The organism is Marivibrio halodurans (genome assembly GCF_017963645.1).
GTDB classification, from domain to species: domain Bacteria; phylum Pseudomonadota; class Alphaproteobacteria; order UBA8366; family Aestuariispiraceae; genus Marivibrio; species Marivibrio halodurans.
This window is the reverse complement of record NZ_JAGMWN010000001.1, coordinates 502,694-520,297: the sequence shown is the minus strand read 5'-3', so window position 1 is coordinate 520,297 and position 17,604 is coordinate 502,694. Positions and strand designations below refer to the sequence as shown.

Sequence of the window (17,604 nt, the reverse complement as noted above, 5' to 3'; positions counted from 1 at the left end):
CCGGGCTGCTGTGCCACATAGTGGCCGCGTCGCCGCTGGGACGAGACGGAAGGCGGCGCGAGCAACGCCCGAGACGGACCCGATGAGCCAAGCCGCGAACGATATCATGGACGAAGCGGACGAGAGCCGCGCCAACGAGCCGTTGGTCCTCGCCGTGCCCAAGGGGCGGATTCTGAAGGAACTGCGCCCGGTGCTCGATTCCGTGGGGATCGAGCCGGAGGCCGCCTTCGACGACCCGAACAGCCGCGCGCTGCGCTTCGCCACCAACCGGCCGGAGGTCGAGATCGTGCGCGTGCGCAGCTTCGATGTCGCCACCTTCGTCGCCTTCGGCGCGGCGCATCTGGGAGTGGCCGGCAATGATGTGCTGATGGAGTTCGATTATCCCGAAATCTACGCGCCGGTGGATCTCGGCATCGGCTATTGCCGCCTCGCCGTCGCGGAGCCGGAGAGCCTGAGCGCGGGCGACGATCCCAGCCGCTGGAGCCATATTCGCATCGCGACCAAATATCCGAACATCACCCGGCGTCATTTCGCCCGGCGCGGCGTGCAGGCGGAATGCATCAAGCTCAACGGTGCCATGGAACTGGCGCCCAATATGGGGCTGTGCCGGCGCATCGTCGATCTGGTCTCGACCGGCGGTACCTTGAAGGCCAACGGTCTGGTGGAGATCGAGACGCTGGCGGAGGTGACCTCCCGCCTGATCGTCAATCGCACGGCCCTCAAGACGCGGCCGGAGCAGATGGGCCAATGGATCGAGCGTTTCGCGGAGGCGAGCCGTGCCGCATAGATTGGACAGCCGCGAGGACGGTTTCCCGGCGGCGTTCGAGGAATTCCTCGGCGCGCGCCGTGACGTGGAGGAAACCGCCGACCGCGCGGCGGCCGAGATCCTGGCCGATGTGCGGGCGCGCGGCGACGCGGCGGTGCTCGACTATACCAAGCGGTTCGACCGTCTGGAGCTGACGGCCGGGACGATGCGCGTGCCCGCATCGGAGATCGCGGGCGCGGCCGACCTGGTGGAGCCGGAGGTGATGACGGCGCTGGAGACAGCCGCGCTGCGCATCCGAAGCTTCCACGAGAAGACGCTGCCCGGCGGCCTCGACTATGTCGATAGGGTGGGGGTGCGCCTCGGCGCGCGCTGGCGGCCGGTGGCGGCGGCCGGGCTCTATGTGCCGGGCGGCACGGCGGCCTATCCCAGTTCAGTGCTGATGAATGCCATGCCGGCCAAGGTCGCGGGCGTGGAGCGTCTCGTGATGGTGGCGCCGACGCCGGACGGCCGGGTCAATCCGCTGGTTCTGGCGGCGGCGCATCTGGCCGGGGTGGAGGAGATCTATCGTCTGGGTGGGGCGCAAGCGGTCGGCGCGTTGGCCTATGGGACGGAGACGATCCGGCCGGTCGATAAGATCGTCGGCCCCGGCAATGCCTATGTCGCCGCCGCGAAACGGCGGGTTTTCGGCACGGTCGGGATCGACATGATCGCGGGACCTTCGGAAATCCTGGTCGTCGCCGATGCCGCGAACGACCCCGGTTGGATCGCCATCGATCTGTTGAGCCAGGCGGAGCACGATACGTCCGCCCAATCGGTCTTGATCACCGACGATGCGGATTTCGCCGCCGCGGTGGAACGGGCGATCGCGTCGCATCTGGCGACCCTGCCGCGCCGGGAGATCGCGGAGAAAAGCTGGACAGATCACGGCGCGATCATCCTGGTTTCCGACCTCATGAAGGAGGCCCCGGCGCTCGTCGACCGTATCGCGCCGGAGCATCTGGAACTCGCCGTCGCCGATCCGAACTCCCTGTCGGAGCGTGTGCGCAATGCCGGCGCCGTCTTCCTGGGCCGCCATACGCCGGAGGCGATCGGCGACTATATCGCCGGGCCGAACCATGTATTGCCGACATCGGGCAGCGCGCGTTTCTCCAGCGGCCTCGGCGTGCTGGATTTCATGAAGCGGACGTCCTTCGTCGCCTGCGACGCCGATAGCCTGGGCACCATCGGTCCGGCTGCCGTGCGGCTGGCGGAGGCGGAGGGGCTGGGCGCGCATGCGCGGTCCATCGCGATCCGGCTCAACAGGGCGGCGGGCGATTGACGTCCGGCGGCATTCGCGGGTTCGCGCGCGCCATCTCCCGCCCGCCTCGACGGATGGGCCGGAAATCCCGATAATCGTGGCCGGCGGGAAACGGCGCTGGCGAGCGCATGGCCCAAGAGCCTGGAGGAACGAGCATGTCGGAGCGGAACGGCGTCCAGAGCGCAAGCGAAGGCACGGAGCGGATCGTCGATATCCGTCTCGACGAACAGTCCGTCGTGCGCCGTGCCCCGGAGATCGAGCATGAGCGGGCGGTCGCGATCTACGACCTCCTCGACATGAACCGTTTCCGCCCGGCCGGCGATTTCACAGGCCCCTATAAGGTCGTGCTGTCGATCGAGGACGGAAAACGGCTTCTGTTCACCATCTCCTCGGAGGCGGGTGGGGCGCTTACCGCCGTCACCTTGCCGCTCAGCCCGTTCCGCGCGCTCATCCGGGATTATTTTCAGATCTGCGAGAGCTATTTCGACGCGATCAAGAAGCTTTCGCCCAGCCAGATCGAAACCATCGACATGGCCCGCCGGGGCCTGCACAACGAGGGATCGGACCTGCTGATCGAACGGTTGAGGGAGAAGATCGAACTGGACAAGGCGACGGCGCGGCGTCTCTTCACCCTGATTTGCGTCCTGCATATTCGTGGCTGACGAACACTGACGGGGAGAGCGGTCGGACACGGGGCTTGAAGGACGCCAGGATGGACGTGGATCTGCCGGATGCCGTCATGTTCTGCTGCACCATGAATGCGGTGCGCTCCCCGATGGCCGAGGGGCTCCTGAAGCAATTGATGGGCAATAGAATCTACGTCGATTCCGTCGGGGCGCGGGAAGGCGAGACCGATCCGATGATGGTGGAGATTATGAAGGAGATCGGCGTCGATCTCTCGAACCACAATCCCAAGACCTTCGATGAGTTGGAGGATACCTCCTTCGATCTGATCATCGCGCTTTCCCCGGAGGCGCAGCACCACGCGGTGGAGCTGACCCGGACCATGGCCTGCGATGTCGAATTCTGGAATACCTTCGATCCCACCATCATAGAGGGGTCGCGCGAACAACGCCTCGATGCCTATCGGCAGGTGCGCGACCAGCTTCGCCAGCGCCTCGCCAAACGGTTCGGGGTGGAGGAATGAGGGAGACGCTCTTGGATATGAAGACACCGGCCGGCGCGGTGGCGTGCGCTTCGCGGGCGGGAGGGCGCGCATGACGGCCGCGCCGCGCCTCCTTCTCGCATCGGCCAGCCCGCGACGGCTCGACCTGCTACGCCAGATCGGGATCGAGCCCGCCGGAATTGTCCCGGCGGAGATCGACGAGACACCGGGCCGGGACGAGTTGCCGCGCGCGCTCGCCGCGCGTCTGGCGGCCGGAAAGGCGGCGGTGGTGTCCGGCGGGGTGGGGGGGGATGCCGTCATCCTTGCCGCCGATACCGTTGTGGCGGTCGGCCGCAGGGCCTTGCCCAAGGCGGAGGACGAGGCGACGGCACGCGCCTGCCTTGCCTTCCTGAGCGGCCGGCGTCACCGCGTTCATGGCGGCATCACGGCGATCGGACCGGACGGCACCGCCCGTCATCGCCTGGTCGAGACGGCGGTCGCCTTCAAGCGACTGACACGGGCCGAGATCGACCGCTATATCGAAAGCGGCGACTGGCACGGCAAGGCGGGCGGTTACGCGATCCAGGGGCGCGCCGCCGCTTTCGTGCGGCAGGTCAACGGTTCCTACAGCAATGTCGTCGGTCTCGGCCTGTTCGAGACGGCGAACCTTCTTGAAAGTTTCGGGATCATGGCGCGATGACGGATGCGGGTGGCGAGCTTTATATCGATGCGAGCCCGGGGGAACGGCGCGCGGCCCTGCTCGACGCGGAGGAGGGGCGGCTGCGCCATCTGGCGATCGACCGCAACGGCCGCCCGGCCGCCGTGGAAACCATCCTTGCGGCGCGCGTCACCTCGGTCGACGGGCAGACGGGGGCCGCCTTCCTCGATCTCGGATCGATCGGCGACGGGTTGCTGGCCAAGGCGGGAAAGCTGACCCAGGGGGCGGCGATCGCGGTGCAGGTGAGCCGCGACGCCCATGGCGGCAAGGGCGCGGCCGTTACCCGCGCCTGGACGCTGCATGAGCGGTATTTGAGCTGGACCGCCGGACGGCAGGGCATCTCCTGGGCGCGCGCGCTCGGCCAGGGCAAGCGGCGGGCGGAGCTGGAGGAGATTCTGGCCCGTGCGCTGGACGCGATGGGGGCGAGCGGCCTGGATGATGGCTTGCAGGTCCGTGCGCCGGCGGCGGCCGTGGGGGAGGCGGCGCTGCTGGCTGACCTCCGGCGTCTCGCCGCCCGCCGCGCGGCGGTGGAACAGGCGCTGAAGGGGGCGAAGCCGCCGGCGATCCTGGAGGCGCCGGCGGATTTCGCCCTGCGCCAAGTGCGCGACGCACCGGCGGAAAGTCGTGTCGCGACGGACGACCGAGCCTTCTTCCAGCGCCTGAAACAGCGGGTCGAGGGCGATTGGCCCGACCTCGCCGCCGGGATTGCCTTCGCCGATCCGGCCAAGGGCGCCCTGCTGGAGCGTGCGGGAATCGCGGACGAAATCGCGGATGCCCTCTCCCGGCATGTTTCGATCCCCGGGGGCGGGCGCCTCACCATCGACGATACGGAGGCGATGACCGTCATCGACGTGGACAGCGGCCGGTCCGCCGACGGCGGCGGGCTGAAGGACGAGGCGGTATTCCGCCTCAACAAACGCGCCTGCGAGGAGGCGGCGCGCCAGATCAGGCTGCGCAATCTCTCCGGCCTGATCGTCATCGATTGCGTGACCCTGCGTGCGAAAGGCCGCATGCGCGCGCTGGTCGATGCCATGCGCGCGGCCGTGAAGGGTGACCCTGTGAAGACCGACGTGCTGGGTGTCACCGCCGCCGGTCTGATCGAGATCACCCGCCAGCGCACGGGGCCTAGCCTGGGGGAACTTCACCACGCACCGATGGGCGACCCCGCCCCGGCGCCGGACGCCCAGGCCGCCGCGATCCTGCGTGCGGTCTTGCGTAATCCCGGGCCGGGGCGGCCTGTGGTGACGGCGTCCGATGTGGTGGAGCGCGCCCTCGATGGCCCCTTGGCCACGGCGCGTGCGGATTGCGAGCGGCGATTGGGCCGCCCCTTGGAAATTCGGCGCGGCCCGGATAGCGTGCCCCCCCGCATCGATCTGGAGCGATAGGGCCAATGTTCGACCCCGACCGAAAGCCGCGAAAACGGGCCGGCAAGGCGCGTTGTCCGATCTGCCGCGAACCGGTGCAGGAGGCGACGAAACCCTTCTGTTCCGACCGGTGTCGTCAGGTGGACCTCAATCGCTGGCTGGGTGAGCACTATCGTATTCCGACGGAGGAAGGGACGTCTTCCGACGAGGTCGATCCGGATGGCGGCGGTCCCGGGCGCTGGTGATCGCCTTTTGGTCCGGGGTGGGTGGGCGACTCAGACCATCCCGTCGCCATGGACGTGCCCGACCCGTAGGCTGAGGGGCCATCGGATTTCGCGCCGTCGCATGGGATCGCCCCAGGCATCGGCGATCCGCGCGCGGGCTTCGGGAATCGGGTCGGTGCCCGTGGCCTCGCGATAGACCTTCACCGCCGACCAGGTGGAGATGTAATCGACCAGCCTCTCCATCGGCCAGCGCGCCCGCATGGCGAAGACGGGCGGCGCGATCTCCGCGAACGGGAAGGGCAGGGTGCGATAACCCGCCTCCACATGCGCGCGTTCCGGCGGCCAATGGGCATTGACCGGCCCGTGATAGATATCGGACAGGACGGTGTCGAGAGTGCCTGAGGCGCGCAGCGGTCCGTATGTTATCAGCGCGACGACGGCCCCCGGCCGGGCGACACGGCGAACCTCGCGATAGAAGGCGTCAATGTCGAACCAATGGGCCGCCTGCGCGGCGACGACCAGGTCGATGCTGTCCGCCGCGATCGGCGTGCGCTCGGCGGGGGCGGCCAGATAGCGGATGCGGGGGTGAGCCGCGGCGCGCGCGACTTGCCCGGCGCTGGGGTCGGTGGCGATGACATGGCCGACATGGCGGGCGAGGCCGATGCTGGCCTGCCCATTGCCGCAGCCGCAGTCCCAGGCGGTGGCGTTCCGTTCCCCGGCCGCCGGCAGACCCGCGAGCCAAGCGAAAAGCCCGTCCGGATAGCCGGGCCGGCTGCGCCGATAGGCCGCCGCGCTGGCGGAGAAGTGATCCTTGAATCCACCGCTTCCCAACAGGTTCATCCGGCTTCCTTCATCCGGGTGCATTTACTCGCGCGTCCTAATCATGGGGCTTCGTCCTGGGCGTCGGTTCCCGTTCGTCATTCCGGGCGGTGTGGTCCGCTGGTTGGTGGGGCCGCCGTCGAGCCGTCGGCTCTTTCGAGATAGGCGAGCGCGAGCCTGGCGAGCGCCCTGGCACGTCCCCAGGGGGTGCGGTACTGGGCCGCCTCCGTGCGGGCGTGGTTGAGATATCGCGCCGATGCCGCGTCGGACTCCGCCCGGTGCAGGGTTCTCGCGATGTCGGCCGCGGTCCAGATGCGCCGCAGACGGCTTGGCACCTCGGCCAGGGCCGCTTCGGCCTTCTCCTCCGCCTCCGGCGCGCCGGGAAGGCCGAGGCGCCGGCGAAGATCGGCAAGGCGGGCATAGATCTGGGCGCGCAGATGCGGCTCGTCGATCATCGTCGGGACGGGGTCGAGGTCGCGCGCGCTTTCCGTTCGCGCGGCAAGCGAGAGCCGTGCGAGGGCCATGCGATAGCGGGGGAAGGACCGGCGGTGCTCTTGCGCGAGCCCGTCGATCATGCGCGCCCCTTCCTCGAGCAGCGCGCGCGCACCGGCAATATCGCCGGTCCGTATCCGGGCAAGCGCGAGGTCGATGAGGTCGATCGCCTGGTGGCGCGGTGCGATATTGGCCTTTACGAGGTCGTTCGACTTTTCGCCCGGTTCGGGCAGGGTAGCGGGGGCATGATCCGGAGGCAGGCCGACGCGCGCGATGCCGTCGAGGGCGGCCCGCCGGGTCTTGTCGTCCGGGATACGGTCCGCCGCCGCCAGCGCGGCCGCGAAATCGCCACGCCGGGCATGGTCGATCGCGATGTCGCGCAAGGCATGCAGTATCCGACGCGGGTCGGCGATCCGGCGCATGGTCTCCAGCGCCTCGCGGTCCAGACCGGCACGCATCTCGACCGCCAGGATTTCGGAAAAGGCCCAATCCCGTCGCGCCGCGTCGGCCACGGCCTTGGCGCTCTCCCCCGCCTCATGGAGCAGGCATCGGACGGTCGGGGCGTCCAGGCACGGGCCGGGATCGCGTGTCGCGTCGGCGGGGGACAGCACGTCGACGACCAAGTCCCGCGTCGCCGGATCGGACAGCAGGGCTTCGCGCGCCTTCGCGATTTCGGCGCGTCGCGCTTCTTGCAGGTCGTCGATCAGGATCGCGGCGGCGGCGCGTTGCTCCAGACGCTTGAGGGTGTCCTCGCCGATCGCGGCCTTGGGGTCGAGCCCCGCTTCCCGGCGGAATCGCATGAGGGCATCGTCGCTCGCCCGGTCATAACGGCCGGTCGCCGGGCCGGTCAAAAGACCCAGTTCGATCATCGCGCGTTGCAGGCGCGTGATCTCCGCATCGTTCAGCCGCAGCGCGCGCAGAGTCGGCGGCGCGCCGGGGTCGTCCTCCGCCCCGGGCGCGGCCGCGAGCACCAGCGGACAGAAAAGCAACAGGATAAGGAGCCGCCGCAGCGTCATGTCGACCCTCCCCGATGATCTTGCCCCAAGCTCTCGGGAAATTCTAGCACGGACGATATCCAGGGGCGGAGGACTCATCGGTGCGACATGGCAATCATGCCCCGTTTCTCCTGCTTCGTGCGGGAAAAAGAGTGGGGCGCGCATTGCATCCGTATCCGTACCCAAGGGCGAGATTACCAGGGGCGCGTCGCATAGCGCCACCACCCTTCGATCGCCTGGGCGAGGCCGTCGGCATCCACGCCCGGGCCCGCCGGCACGACCTCATGATCCGGTTGGCCATAGCGTGTCCTGGGTTTCAACGTGACGCGCACCACGCGTTGACCCCGCTTGGCGTGTCCGATGGGCAGGCCCCAAGGGATATCCATCGGGTCGATACCGGATATTTCGTCCCAGCGATGGCGCTTCGGCGGGCGGGTGCCGACGAATTCCATGCCCTCGCGGGTGAAGCGCAGGGCGGAGGCGTCGCCCTGCACGCGCACGAGGCTGCCCGCGATCAGGGCCACGACCACAAGCGCGACGATCCAGCCCAGGACCGCGCCGCCACCCAGCGCGAAATAGGCACAGCCTCCGACCGCCGCGAAGATCAGGATGGTTATTCCGTTGCGCCGGTTCCGGCCGGGGTCGATCGGGAAATCGACCGGGCCGGGCCATCCTTCCGGCGCGTGTGTCCGGGGCCAGCGCCCGGGCACGCCGACGCCCTTCACCATGCCGGGGGGAGGCGCGTTCGGCGGGGTGGGCATCCGGGGGGTGGGCATCCGGTCAGCTTCCCGGTGCCTGGGCGCCGGTCAGCGCCTGTTCCATGCCGCGTCGCCAGGCGCGTGCCTCGCCGTCGAACAGGGGGGACTCCCGATAGGTCCGCGCCGGGATGCTGTCATGATGCCAGGTGAATTGGAACGTCTCGTATCCGGTTCGCGTCGCCCGCGCATCGACATAGAGCAGACTGTGGCGTTTCGTGTTGATCGCCGCCGGCAGTCCGGTGCGGTCGAATCCCTCGCAGATCAGCACCGCCTCGTCCCGTACGTCGCCGACGCCGGGGGGGCTTTGGGATAGAACCTCGACCGTCGCGTCGGCGCAGCGTTCGCGCAAGGGCTGGAACAGATAGCGTCGCACCTTCATGGCGCTTGCCGGCGCGCCCAGCCTGGCTTGCGTCACGCTCGCCATCTTGGTCCAGGTGGCGGCGGTTTCCCCCTGGGGGATGAATTCGATCAGCGCGCCGTCCTCCCCCTGGCGGCGGGTGATCATCGTCCAATCGCTCGTGGGCGACAGGGCGGCGGGGGGCGTCCCATCCGACCTGTCCGCCGTGGCTTCGGCGGTTTCGCTTTCGGCGGGGATGGGGGTCGCCGGCTTCGGCGCGGGGGCTTTGGCGGATGGGGTGGATGAGGTGGGGGGCGTGCCCGGCGGGGCGTCGCCGCCCCCGAAACCGAGACACCCGGCGAGCAACAACAGCGTCAGAGGAAAGAGCGTCCGCCGCAACATGACCGTCCCTTAACTCGCCTTCTTCTTCGTCGCCACCTTCGGCAGATAGGGGGCGAGGTAACGGCCGGTATAGCTGCGTTCCACCACGGCGACCTCCTCCGGCGTGCCCTGGGCCACGATCTCGCCGCCCTTGTTGCCCCCCTCGGGGCCGAGGTCGATCAGCCAGTCGGCCGATTTGATGATTTCCAGATTATGCTCGATCACGACCACGGTGTTACCGCTGTCGACCAGGGCCTGAAGCACCTCCAGCAGCTTGTGGACATCGGCGAAATGCAGCCCCGTCGTCGGCTCGTCCAGGATATAGAGGGTGCGGCCGGTCGCCTTCTTGGAAAGCTCCTTGGCGAGCTTGACCCGCTGCGCCTCGCCGCCGGACAGCGTCGTCGCCTGCTGGCCGACCTTGATATAGCCGAGACCGACGCGCTGCAGCGTCACCATCTTGTCGCGGATCGACGGCACGGCCTTGAAGAACTCCGCCCCCTCGTCGACCGTCATCTCCAGCACGTCGGAGATGGATTTATCGCGGTATTTGACCTCCAGCGTCTCGCGGTTATAGCGCTGGCCGTCGCACTGGTCGCAGGTGACATAGACATCGGGCAGGAAGTGCATCTCGATCTTGATGACGCCGTCGCCCTGGCAGGCCTCGCAGCGGCCGCCCTTGACGTTGAAGCTGAAGCGTCCCGCCTGATAGCCGCGCGCCTTCGCTTCCGGCAAGCCCGCGAACCAATCGCGGATCGGCGTGAAGGCGCCGGTATAGGTCGCGGGATTGGAGCGCGGCGTGCGCCCGATCGGCGACTGGTCGATGTCGATGACCTTGTCCAGGAACTTGATGCCCTCGATCCGGTCATGGGCGCCGGGCTGGGCCTTCTCGCCCATCAGCACGCGGCCGAGCGCATGCTGCATCGTCTCCAGGATCAGGGTCGACTTGCCGGAGCCGGATACGCCCGTGACACAGGTGAGGGTGCCGAGCGGGATGGTCGCATCGACATTCTTCAGGTTGTTCTCCCGCGCGCCGACGACCTTCAGGAATTGCCCCCTGTGGCCGGTGCGGCGCGTGTCGGGAACGGGGATCTGCATGACGCCTGTCAGGTACTGGGCGGTCACGCTCTCCTCGACCTTCAGCACCTCCTCCGGCGTGCCGGCGGCGACCAGATGGCCGCCATTGACGCCGGCGCCCGGCCCCATGTCGACGAGGTAATCGGCGGCGCGGATCGCCTCCTCGTCATGCTCGACCACGATCACCGTGTTGCCGATGTCGCGCAGTCGTTTCAACGTCTCGAGCAGCCGGTCGTTGTCGCGCTGGTGCAGGCCGATCGACGGTTCGTCCAGCACATAGAGCACGCCCGTCAGGCCGGAGCCGATCTGGGACGCAAGACGAATACGCTGGCTCTCGCCGCCGGAAAGCGTTCCGGAATTTCGGCTTAGAGTCAGATATTCAAGTCCTACATTAACCAGGAAGCCGAGCCGCTCGTTGATTTCCTTCAGAATGCGGTGGGCGATTTCCGCCTGCTGGGCGGTCATATGCTCCTCGACACCGGAGAACCAGGCATGCGCCTCGGCGATCGACAGTTGCGCGGCCTCTCCGATATGGCGGCCGGCGACCTTGACCGCCAATGCCTCCGGCTTCAGACGGTGGCCGCCGCAGGCATCGCAGGGCGTGACCGTCATGTATTTCGACAGTTCCTCGCGGCTCCAATTGCTTTCGGTCTCGCGATAGCGCCGCTGCATGTTGGGGATCACGCCCTCGAAGTTCTTCTCCGTCTTGTAGGTGCGCAGCCCGTCATCGTAGCGGAAGGTAATGATATCGTCGGTGCCATAGAGGATGGCGGCGCGCGCTTCTTGCGGCAGATCCTCGAACTTGGCCTGGATGCCGGCGCCGTAATGCCTGGCCAGGGCTTCCAGCGTCTGCTTGTAATAGGGGCTGGAGCTGTTGGCCCAGGGGGCGATCGCGCCCTGGTGCAGGCTCTTTCCCGGATCGGGAACGACCAGACCTTCATCGAAGGTCATTTCCGTCCCGATACCGTCGCAGGCCGGGCAGGCGCCGAAGGGGTTGTTGAAGCTGAAGAGGCGCGGCTCTATCTCCGGGATGGTGAAGCCGGAGACAGGGCAGGCGAATTTGGCGGAGAAGATGGTCTGCTCGCCATCCTCCGCGTTCTCCGCCACGAGCAGGCCGTCGGAGATGCCGAGCGCGGTTTCCACCGAATCCGCCAGCCGCTGTTCCAGCCCCTCGCGCACGACGATACGGTCCACGACGACGTCGATCGTGTGCTTGAGCTTCTTGTCGAGGGCGGGGACGTTCTCGATCTCGTGGAACTTGCCGTCGACCTTGACGCGCTGAAAGCCCTTCTTCTGGAGTTCCACGAATTCCTTGCGGTATTCCCCCTTTCGGCCGCGCACCAGTGGGGCGAGGAGATAGAGCTTCGTCCCCTCCGGCATGGCGAGCACGCGGTCGACCATCTGGCTGACCGTCTGGCTTTCGATCGGCAGGCCCGTGGCGGGGGAATAGGGGACGCCCGTGCGCGCCCATAGCAGGCGCATATAGTCGTAGATTTCCGTCACCGTGCCGACGGTGGAGCGCGGATTCTTGCTGGTTGTCTTCTGCTCGATCGAGATGGCGGGCGACAACCCCTCGATCGAATCCACGTCCGGCTTCTGCATCATCTCCAGGAATTGCCGGGCATAGGCGGAGAGACTCTCCACATAGCGGCGCTGGCCGTCGGCATAGATCGTGTCGAAGGCGAGCGAACTCTTGCCCGAGCCGCTCAAGCCCGTGACCACCACGAGCTTGTCCCGGGGCAGATCGACATCGACGTTCTTAAGATTGTGCTCGCGCGCGCCGCGCACTCGAATGCTGACGGACATGGGGCCTCTGGCATAGAGTTGGTGTCGGAACACCCGGATCGGGCCCGGGTGGAAGTCAGTCGGACACTATAAGGATACGGGACCACTCCCGCACCCCCGCACTATGATGTAGGGCAATGAAATTTTCGCGCCAGGGCGCATTCGCGCGCCATCTGTTTTTCCTGCTTCTCGCGATGGCGTCTGTCGGGTTCGCGGCCCCGCTGACGGCGGAGGCGGAAACTTGTTCCCTGGGCGCGCCCCTGTTGAGCCGGACGGAACCGCCGGTGGAACGTCCGCACCTGTTCTGCGGGGAGGTGAACGGCCGGGACCGCGGATCGGGCTATCATCACCGGCCCGGCGGCCGGGACGCGGACGGCGCGCGTATCGGCGCGGTGATCGAACGCAACGGGGCGACCGGCGTCTATGTCGCGACCGGAATCGCCGTGCGGCAGGACGGCATCTGGCATGAGAAGCGCGGGATCAGCAGCTTCTATCCCGACCGTTGCGCGCCGGCTCAGGTTATCGCCTCCATCGCGCATGCCGCGGCGAATGCCATATGCCGCTATCCGAACGGTAAATGGCGCGGACCCTCGGCGCCTGAAAGCGACGGGAACGTGGGGGCGACGACCTACTGCCGGGGCGACGACGGCTCCCCCCTCACCCTGGAGGGCTATTGGCGCAGCCGGGCCGAGCGGATCGTGCGCACCGCCTATCCGCTGGCCCACCCCCGGCCGAACGCGGCCTGCGAGGCCCGCTAGGTCCGCACCTTCGTCAGGAAACCCTCGACCTCGTGCTTCAAGGCGTCCGTATCGCGGGAGAGGTCGCCGGAGAGCGTTTTCACCCCCGTTGAACTCTCGCCGACGGCCTCGGCGGCCTCGCGCACGCCTTGCACGCCCTCGGAGGCGGTGGAGGTTCCCCGCGCCGCCTGGGAGGCGTTGGAGGAAATCTCCTGCGTGGCGGCCGATTGTTCCTCCACGGCGGCGGCGATCGTGCCGGCGATCTCGTTGATCCGCTCGATGGTCTCGCCGACACCTTTCATCGCATCCACCGTTCCCTTGGTGTTGGACTGCATGGCGGTGATCCGGGAGGAAATCTGTTCGGTCGCCTTGGCGGTCTGCTCGGCGAGGGATTTGACCTCGCTCGCCACGACGGCGAAGCCCTTTCCGGCCTCGCCGGCGCGGGCGGCCTCGATCGTCGCGTTGAGGGCCAGCAGGTTGGTCTGCTCCGCGATATCGTTGATGAGCTCGATCACGCCGCCGATTTCCTCCGCCGCGCGGGCCAGTTCGCCGACGGTCTGGCCGGTGTTGCGCACCTCGTCGACGGCGGAACTGGCGATGCGGGAGCTTTCCGCGACCTGCTCGCTGATCTCGCGGATCGAGGCGGAAAGCTCCTCCGACGCGCTGGCCACCATATTGACGCTATCGGCGGCGGTCTCGACCGCCCGGGCCGTTTCGTTGGAGCGTTCGCTGGAATCGCTGGCGGCCTCGCCCATGCTGGTGCTGGCCGTGCGCAGGGATTCGACCGAGGCGGCGAGGCGCCGCGTGATTTCGCCGACGGAGCGTTCGAACTCGTCCGCGAGTGTTTTCATCGCCTCGCGCCGTTCTTCCTCCCGCGCGGCGTCGCGGCCTCGCTGCTCCTCGCGAAGGCGTTCGTTCTCAGCCGTCTGATGCGCCGCTTCCTGGGTCTTTTCCTGGAAGACGCGAAGGGCGCGGGCCATCACGCCGGCTTCGTCCGACCGTTCGACATAGGGGATGTCGACGGCTTCCCCGCTTTCCGACATCCGCGTCATCAACCGGGCGAGACGGGGGATCGGCGCCAGCATCCGGCGGAAGGTCAGCGTCGCGGTCAGGACACTGAGCACCACGACGGCGAGCGCCATGAGTGCCAGCGCCAGGGCCAATTGGTGCAGCAGGGCCTGGACCTCGGATTTCAGCACCCCGGCATAAAGGATGCCGATCACCTCGTCCCCGGGGCCGAAGATCGGTTCGTAGATCGTGTAATAATCGAGACCCAGGATGGTCGCCTGCCCCCGGAATGTATCGCCGGCGGAGACCACGGGGTGGACGGCCCCATCTATGCCCAGTTGCGTGCCGACCGCGCGGTTGCCGTCCGGTTTGACGATATTGGTGGTACGGCGCCAGAAATCGCCGTTCTCCGGCTCGAAGGCGAAGACGGTCGCGGTCTCGCCGGTGATGCGGCCGACCTTATCGATCATCTCATGCGAGTCGAAATCGGGGATCGCCGGCATTTCCAACCGATTGACATTGCCGTCGGAGTCATAGCTCGCCTCGAAGTCGGAGAAGCGGTCCGTCATCACTTCCGCGGCGGCGCGCAGGCTGGTTTCCTGGCGGTCGATGACCTGCTGCTCGATCTCGGCCGAGATGAGATAGAGGATCACCGCGCTGATGAGCGCGATTGCCGCGATCAGAAGCCCCGTCGTGACCGTGATGGTTCTCGGAACCATGCCGAGCTTGGAAAATCCCCTGGACATTGCTTCAGTCCTTCCCCGTTGATTTTATCGTCGCCCCAACCTTTAGGTCTAAACCCCACCATACTCCGTTACGGGGAAGAGGTTGCCGAAGACTTAACGAATCCGCAATCTTCGGTAGGCGATTGGTGGCGCCGACCAGCCATCTTGTACGATATTTAGGCTATTACGGAGTTTCCGGGTCGATGACGAACCTTGGGGAGAACCTTGGGAAGAACGCTGGAAGGAATGGGGGGTGGGGCCTCGCCACCCGGATTCGCGCGGCCCTCCCGACGGGAGGGGAATGGTGAGGAAGGCGCGGTCCTGGGCGGTCGCCGGCTGGCTGGTCTTCATCGCCAGTTCGATCGGCTTCATCGTCTCCGCCTGGAAGGCGGGGGATTTATGGGCCCTGGGGGGCGCCGTGCTGTTCTTCCTGGCCTGTATCGTCTTCCTGGTGCCGATCCTGGGGCGGATGGAATGACGACATGGTAGGGAGACCATCCCGCCGGCCGCGGATGCCTTAGAGCGGCCCGTCTTCCCGGCCCATCAAATCATAGGGGGCGACCCAGCCCGGAAGCGCCGTCAGCCGGTCGAGCCAGGCTGCCACGGCGGGCCATTCGGCGGGGATATCAATCTCCGCTTCCCCGGCCATCAGCGGATAGGCGCTGCACGCGATATCGGCGATGGTCGGCGAGGCGCCCACCAGATAATCGGAGACGGAAAGCGCGCGATCCAGTTCGCGCAGCGCCCGGCGGGCATTCATATCCAGGAAGGCATAGACTTCCGGATTGCCGAATTGCGGGGTGAATCGCATCGTGAAGCGCTTTACCGCGATCGAGGGAAAGATGCGCTGCTGGTCGAAGATCAGCCAGCTATCCATCCGATAGCGTTCGTCCGCGGTGTCGGGGCCGAAGCGGCCCGTCTTCTCCGCCAGATGCTTGAGGATCAGCGGCGATTGATAGAGTGCCTTGCCGCCGTCCACCAATACCGGAATCTCGCCCAGGGGGCTGATCTCCCAGAAAGCCGGGTCGTGCTGCGCGCCTTCCATCAGATTGATGAAGCGGTAGGTCGCGGGCAGGTCGCAGAGCTTCAGCATCCGCGCCACCTTATGGCAATTGCCGCTGCCCGGCGCGCCATAGAGGGTGAAGGCCATCACGCGCGTTCCTTCGTCTTGGTGAAGCGGATATCCGGGTTCGATTGTAGCTGGTGGTTCAGTTCCCACATATTCCGCGCCATGAAGACCGGATTGCCGTCACGGTCGTGCGCCATGGCGCTGCGGACCGATCCGGCGAAGGTGTCGAGTGTCTTCGCGTCGTCCGCGGCAACCCAGCGCGCGGTCTCGAATGGCGCGGGTTCCAGGGTAACCTTGATGCCGTATTCGGCCTCGATCCGCGCGGCCAGCACGTCGAGTTGGAGTTGCCCCACCACGCCGACGATCCAGTTGGCGCCGAGCTCCGGCTTGAACACCTGGGTGACGCCTTCTTCCGCCAGGCTTTCCAGGGCGCGTTGCAGATGCTTGCCCTTCATCGGGTCGTCCAGACGCACACGGCGCAGGATTTCAGGCGCGAAGTCGGGGATGCCGGTGAAGCGCAGCTCGTCCGTCTCCGACAAGGTGTCGCCGACGCGCAGCGTGCCGTGGTTCGGCACGCCGATGATGTCGCCGGGGAAGGCTTCCTCCGCCAACTCGCGATCCTGGGCGAAGAACAGGATGGGGTTGTAGATCGCCATCGGCTTGCCGGAGCGCACATGCTTCAGCTTCATGCCGCGCTTGAAGCGCCCGGAGACGAGACGCACGAAGGCGATGCGGTCCCGGTGGTTCGGGTCCATGTTCGCCTGTACCTTGAAGACGAAGCCGGTGACCTTGTCCTCCAACGGGTCGACCGTCCGCTTGTCCGTCGATTGCGCGCGCGGCGGCGGCGCGTAATCCTCAAGCGCGTCGAGGACCTGTCCGACGCCGAAATTGCGCAGCGCGCTGCCGAAGAAGACCGGGGTCATATGTCCCTGGCGGAAGGCGTCGATATTGAAATCGGGGCATGCCTCGCGGGCGAGCTCGGCTTCCTCGCGCAGCTTGTCCAGCAGGCGCTCCGGCACATAGTCGGCGATCCTGGGATCGTCGAGGCCGTCGACCTCCACCGATTCCATCCTGTCCGCGCCGATCAGCAGCAGCCGGTCGCGCACCAGATCGTAGCAGCCCATGAAATCCTGCCCGACACCGATCGGCCAGGTCAGCGGCGTGACGTCGAGTTGCAACTCGTCCGCGATCTGATCCATCAACTCGAAGGGGTCGCGCGTTTCGCGGTCCATCTTGTTGATGAAGGTGGTGATCGGCACGTCGCGCATGCGGCAGACCTCGAACAGCTTGCGGGTCTGCGGCTCTATGCCCTTGGCGCCGTCGATCACCATGATGGCGCTGTCGACGGCGGTCAGGGTTCGGTAGGTGTCCTCCGAGAAATCCTCGTGGCCCGGCGTGTCCAACAGATTATAATGCACAGCGCCGCGAATGAAGTGCATGACCGAGGTGGTGACGGAGATACCGCGCTGTTGCTCGATCTTCATCCAGTCGGATCGCGCGCGCCGCCGCTCGCCCTTCGCCTTGACCTCGCCGGCCAGATGGATGGCGCCGCCGCGCAACAACAGCTTTTCCGTCAGCGTCGTCTTGCCGGCGTCCGGATGCGAGATGATCGCGAAGGTACGGCGGTTCAGCGCCGCCTCGTTCAGGGGCACGTCGGGCACGGGTGTCGATCCTCTTCGATCCGCCTGATAAAGCCGAGAGCGCGGTTCTACTGCCGCCATCGGGGCGGTTCAAGGGGCAGTTCCCGAACCGTCCCGGCGGCGCGAGGGGATACGCGAACCCCGCACGCGGGACTTTCCGGGATGTTCAGCCGGCGAATCATCCGCATGAAGCTGAGGGTAAACACGCACGCATGAAGGACGAGTTGCAGCCGTTCGATATCTGAACGGCCAAAAAAAGCTTCGATTTGCATGTGTCGCCAAATTTTCCCTTTAAAAAATGCCCGCCTTG

At 66.8% G+C, this 17,604-nt stretch carries 17 protein-coding genes; 9 read left to right on the top strand and 8 right to left on the bottom strand.

Translation table 11 applies throughout. The features are described 5' to 3' along the window. Nucleotides 1-82: 82 nt before the first annotated feature. The 7 genes from hisG to KAJ83_RS02340 all read left to right on the top strand — a co-directional run bounded on the left by hisG (nucleotide 83) and on the right by KAJ83_RS02340 (nucleotide 5,495). Complete coding sequence (gene hisG / locus KAJ83_RS02370; RefSeq protein WP_246484155.1) at nucleotides 83-787, top strand: ATP phosphoribosyltransferase; 705 nt, start codon at nucleotides 83-85, stop codon at nucleotides 785-787. Next, a complete protein-coding gene (hisD, locus tag KAJ83_RS02365) occupies nucleotides 777-2,084 on the top strand; it encodes a histidinol dehydrogenase (protein ID WP_210680406.1) in 1,308 nt (435 codons plus the stop codon). Before hisG ends, hisD begins: the two co-directional genes overlap by 11 nt. A gap of 134 nt (nucleotides 2,085-2,218) precedes the next feature. After that, entirely contained in the window at nucleotides 2,219-2,725 is a 507-nt protein-coding gene (locus KAJ83_RS02360; RefSeq protein ID WP_210680405.1) for a UPF0262 family protein, read from the top strand. A gap of 50 nt (nucleotides 2,726-2,775) precedes the next feature. Beyond that, on the top strand, nucleotides 2,776-3,210 hold the full coding sequence (locus KAJ83_RS02355) for an arsenate-mycothiol transferase ArsC (RefSeq protein WP_210680404.1): 435 nt from the start codon (nucleotides 2,776-2,778) through the stop codon (nucleotides 3,208-3,210). A gap of 70 nt (nucleotides 3,211-3,280) precedes the next feature. Further along, nucleotides 3,281-3,868 (top strand): Maf family nucleotide pyrophosphatase, encoded by a 588-nt coding sequence (locus KAJ83_RS02350; RefSeq protein ID WP_210680403.1) that lies wholly within the window; start codon nucleotides 3,281-3,283, stop codon nucleotides 3,866-3,868. After that, a complete protein-coding gene (locus tag KAJ83_RS02345; protein ID WP_210680402.1) occupies nucleotides 3,865-5,271 on the top strand; it encodes a ribonuclease E/G in 1,407 nt (468 codons plus the stop codon). The genes KAJ83_RS02350 and KAJ83_RS02345 overlap by 4 nt, the downstream gene beginning before the upstream one ends. Nucleotides 5,272-5,276: 5 nt before the next feature. Next, complete coding sequence (locus KAJ83_RS02340; protein WP_210680401.1) at nucleotides 5,277-5,495, top strand: DNA gyrase inhibitor YacG; 219 nt, start codon at nucleotides 5,277-5,279, stop codon at nucleotides 5,493-5,495. A gap of 30 nt (nucleotides 5,496-5,525) precedes the next feature. On the opposite strand, the gene KAJ83_RS02335 is transcribed toward KAJ83_RS02340, so the two are convergent. The 5 genes from KAJ83_RS02335 to uvrA all read right to left on the bottom strand — a co-directional run bounded on the left by KAJ83_RS02335 (nucleotide 5,526) and on the right by uvrA (nucleotide 12,136). Further along, a complete protein-coding gene (locus KAJ83_RS02335) occupies nucleotides 5,526-6,314 on the bottom strand; it encodes a class I SAM-dependent methyltransferase (protein ID WP_210680400.1) in 789 nt (262 codons plus the stop codon). A gap of 77 nt (nucleotides 6,315-6,391) precedes the next feature. Further along, the gene (locus tag KAJ83_RS02330) at nucleotides 6,392-7,801 is read right to left on the bottom strand and encodes a peptidoglycan-binding domain-containing protein (RefSeq protein ID WP_210680399.1); all 1,410 of its coding nucleotides are present in this window, start codon (nucleotides 7,799-7,801) and stop codon (nucleotides 6,392-6,394) included. 173 nt (nucleotides 7,802-7,974) lie between these two features. Next, nucleotides 7,975-8,556, bottom strand: coding sequence for a hypothetical protein (locus KAJ83_RS02325; RefSeq protein WP_210680398.1), 582 nt, complete (start codon nucleotides 8,554-8,556; stop codon nucleotides 7,975-7,977). A gap of 4 nt (nucleotides 8,557-8,560) precedes the next feature. Further along, nucleotides 8,561-9,277, bottom strand: a complete 717-nt coding sequence (locus KAJ83_RS02320; protein ID WP_210680397.1) for a hypothetical protein — start codon at nucleotides 9,275-9,277, stop codon at nucleotides 8,561-8,563. Nucleotides 9,278-9,286: 9 nt separating this feature from the next. After that, the gene (gene uvrA / locus KAJ83_RS02315; protein WP_210680396.1) at nucleotides 9,287-12,136 is read right to left on the bottom strand and encodes an excinuclease ABC subunit UvrA; all 2,850 of its coding nucleotides are present in this window, start codon (nucleotides 12,134-12,136) and stop codon (nucleotides 9,287-9,289) included. 116 nt (nucleotides 12,137-12,252) lie between these two features. Here uvrA and KAJ83_RS02310 point away from each other — a divergent pair, with 116 nt between their 5' ends. Then, entirely contained in the window at nucleotides 12,253-12,873 is a 621-nt protein-coding gene (locus KAJ83_RS02310; protein WP_210680395.1) for an EndoU domain-containing protein, read from the top strand. On the opposite strand, the gene KAJ83_RS02305 is transcribed toward KAJ83_RS02310, so the two are convergent. Then, nucleotides 12,870-14,606, bottom strand: coding sequence for a methyl-accepting chemotaxis protein (locus KAJ83_RS02305; RefSeq protein ID WP_210680394.1), 1,737 nt, complete (start codon nucleotides 14,604-14,606; stop codon nucleotides 12,870-12,872). The two genes, KAJ83_RS02310 and KAJ83_RS02305, sit on opposite strands and share 4 nt — an antisense overlap. Before the next feature lie 280 nt (nucleotides 14,607-14,886). Between KAJ83_RS02305 and KAJ83_RS02300 the strand changes: the two genes are divergently transcribed. Continuing rightward, complete coding sequence (locus KAJ83_RS02300) at nucleotides 14,887-15,063, top strand: hypothetical protein (protein ID WP_210680393.1); 177 nt, start codon at nucleotides 14,887-14,889, stop codon at nucleotides 15,061-15,063. Between the two features lie 39 nt (nucleotides 15,064-15,102). On the opposite strand, the gene KAJ83_RS02295 is transcribed toward KAJ83_RS02300, so the two are convergent. Together KAJ83_RS02295 and KAJ83_RS02290 are read right to left on the bottom strand one after the other, a co-directional pair. Then, nucleotides 15,103-15,735 (bottom strand): glutathione S-transferase family protein, encoded by a 633-nt coding sequence (locus tag KAJ83_RS02295; protein WP_246484222.1) that lies wholly within the window; start codon nucleotides 15,733-15,735, stop codon nucleotides 15,103-15,105. After that, nucleotides 15,735-17,315: a peptide chain release factor 3 gene (locus KAJ83_RS02290; RefSeq protein WP_379786867.1), complete on the bottom strand. Its 1,581-nt coding sequence runs from the start codon at nucleotides 17,313-17,315 to the stop codon at nucleotides 15,735-15,737. The genes KAJ83_RS02295 and KAJ83_RS02290 overlap by 1 nt, the downstream gene beginning before the upstream one ends. Nucleotides 17,316-17,604 lie beyond the last annotated feature (289 nt).

Bases quoted from the DNA above. Each gene is read 5' to 3' on its own strand.
- KAJ83_RS02345 (WP_210680402.1), top strand. From the start codon at position 3,865: ATGACGGATGCGGGTGGCGAGCTTTATATCGATGCGAGCCCGGGGGAA.
- KAJ83_RS02320 (WP_210680397.1), bottom strand. From the start codon at position 9,277: ATGTTGCGGCGGACGCTCTTTCCTCTGACGCTGTTGTTGCTCGCCGGG.
- KAJ83_RS02340 (WP_210680401.1), top strand. From the start codon at position 5,277: ATGTTCGACCCCGACCGAAAGCCGCGAAAACGGGCCGGCAAGGCGCGT.
- uvrA (WP_210680396.1), bottom strand. From the start codon at position 12,136: ATGTCCGTCAGCATTCGAGTGCGCGGCGCGCGCGAGCACAATCTTAAG.
- KAJ83_RS02325 (WP_210680398.1), bottom strand. From the start codon at position 8,556: ATGCCCACCCCCCGGATGCCCACCCCGCCGAACGCGCCTCCCCCCGGC.
- KAJ83_RS02305 (WP_210680394.1), bottom strand. From the start codon at position 14,606: ATGTCCAGGGGATTTTCCAAGCTCGGCATGGTTCCGAGAACCATCACG.
- KAJ83_RS02295 (WP_246484222.1), bottom strand. From the start codon at position 15,735: ATGGCCTTCACCCTCTATGGCGCGCCGGGCAGCGGCAATTGCCATAAG.
- KAJ83_RS02350 (WP_210680403.1), top strand. From the start codon at position 3,281: ATGACGGCCGCGCCGCGCCTCCTTCTCGCATCGGCCAGCCCGCGACGG.
- KAJ83_RS02355 (WP_210680404.1), top strand. From the start codon at position 2,776: ATGGACGTGGATCTGCCGGATGCCGTCATGTTCTGCTGCACCATGAAT.
- hisG (WP_246484155.1), top strand. From the start codon at position 83: ATGAGCCAAGCCGCGAACGATATCATGGACGAAGCGGACGAGAGCCGC.
- KAJ83_RS02335 (WP_210680400.1), bottom strand. From the start codon at position 6,314: ATGAACCTGTTGGGAAGCGGTGGATTCAAGGATCACTTCTCCGCCAGC.
- KAJ83_RS02360 (WP_210680405.1), top strand. From the start codon at position 2,219: ATGTCGGAGCGGAACGGCGTCCAGAGCGCAAGCGAAGGCACGGAGCGG.
- KAJ83_RS02310 (WP_210680395.1), top strand. From the start codon at position 12,253: ATGAAATTTTCGCGCCAGGGCGCATTCGCGCGCCATCTGTTTTTCCTG.
- KAJ83_RS02300 (WP_210680393.1), top strand. From the start codon at position 14,887: ATGGTGAGGAAGGCGCGGTCCTGGGCGGTCGCCGGCTGGCTGGTCTTC.
- KAJ83_RS02330 (WP_210680399.1), bottom strand. From the start codon at position 7,801: ATGACGCTGCGGCGGCTCCTTATCCTGTTGCTTTTCTGTCCGCTGGTG.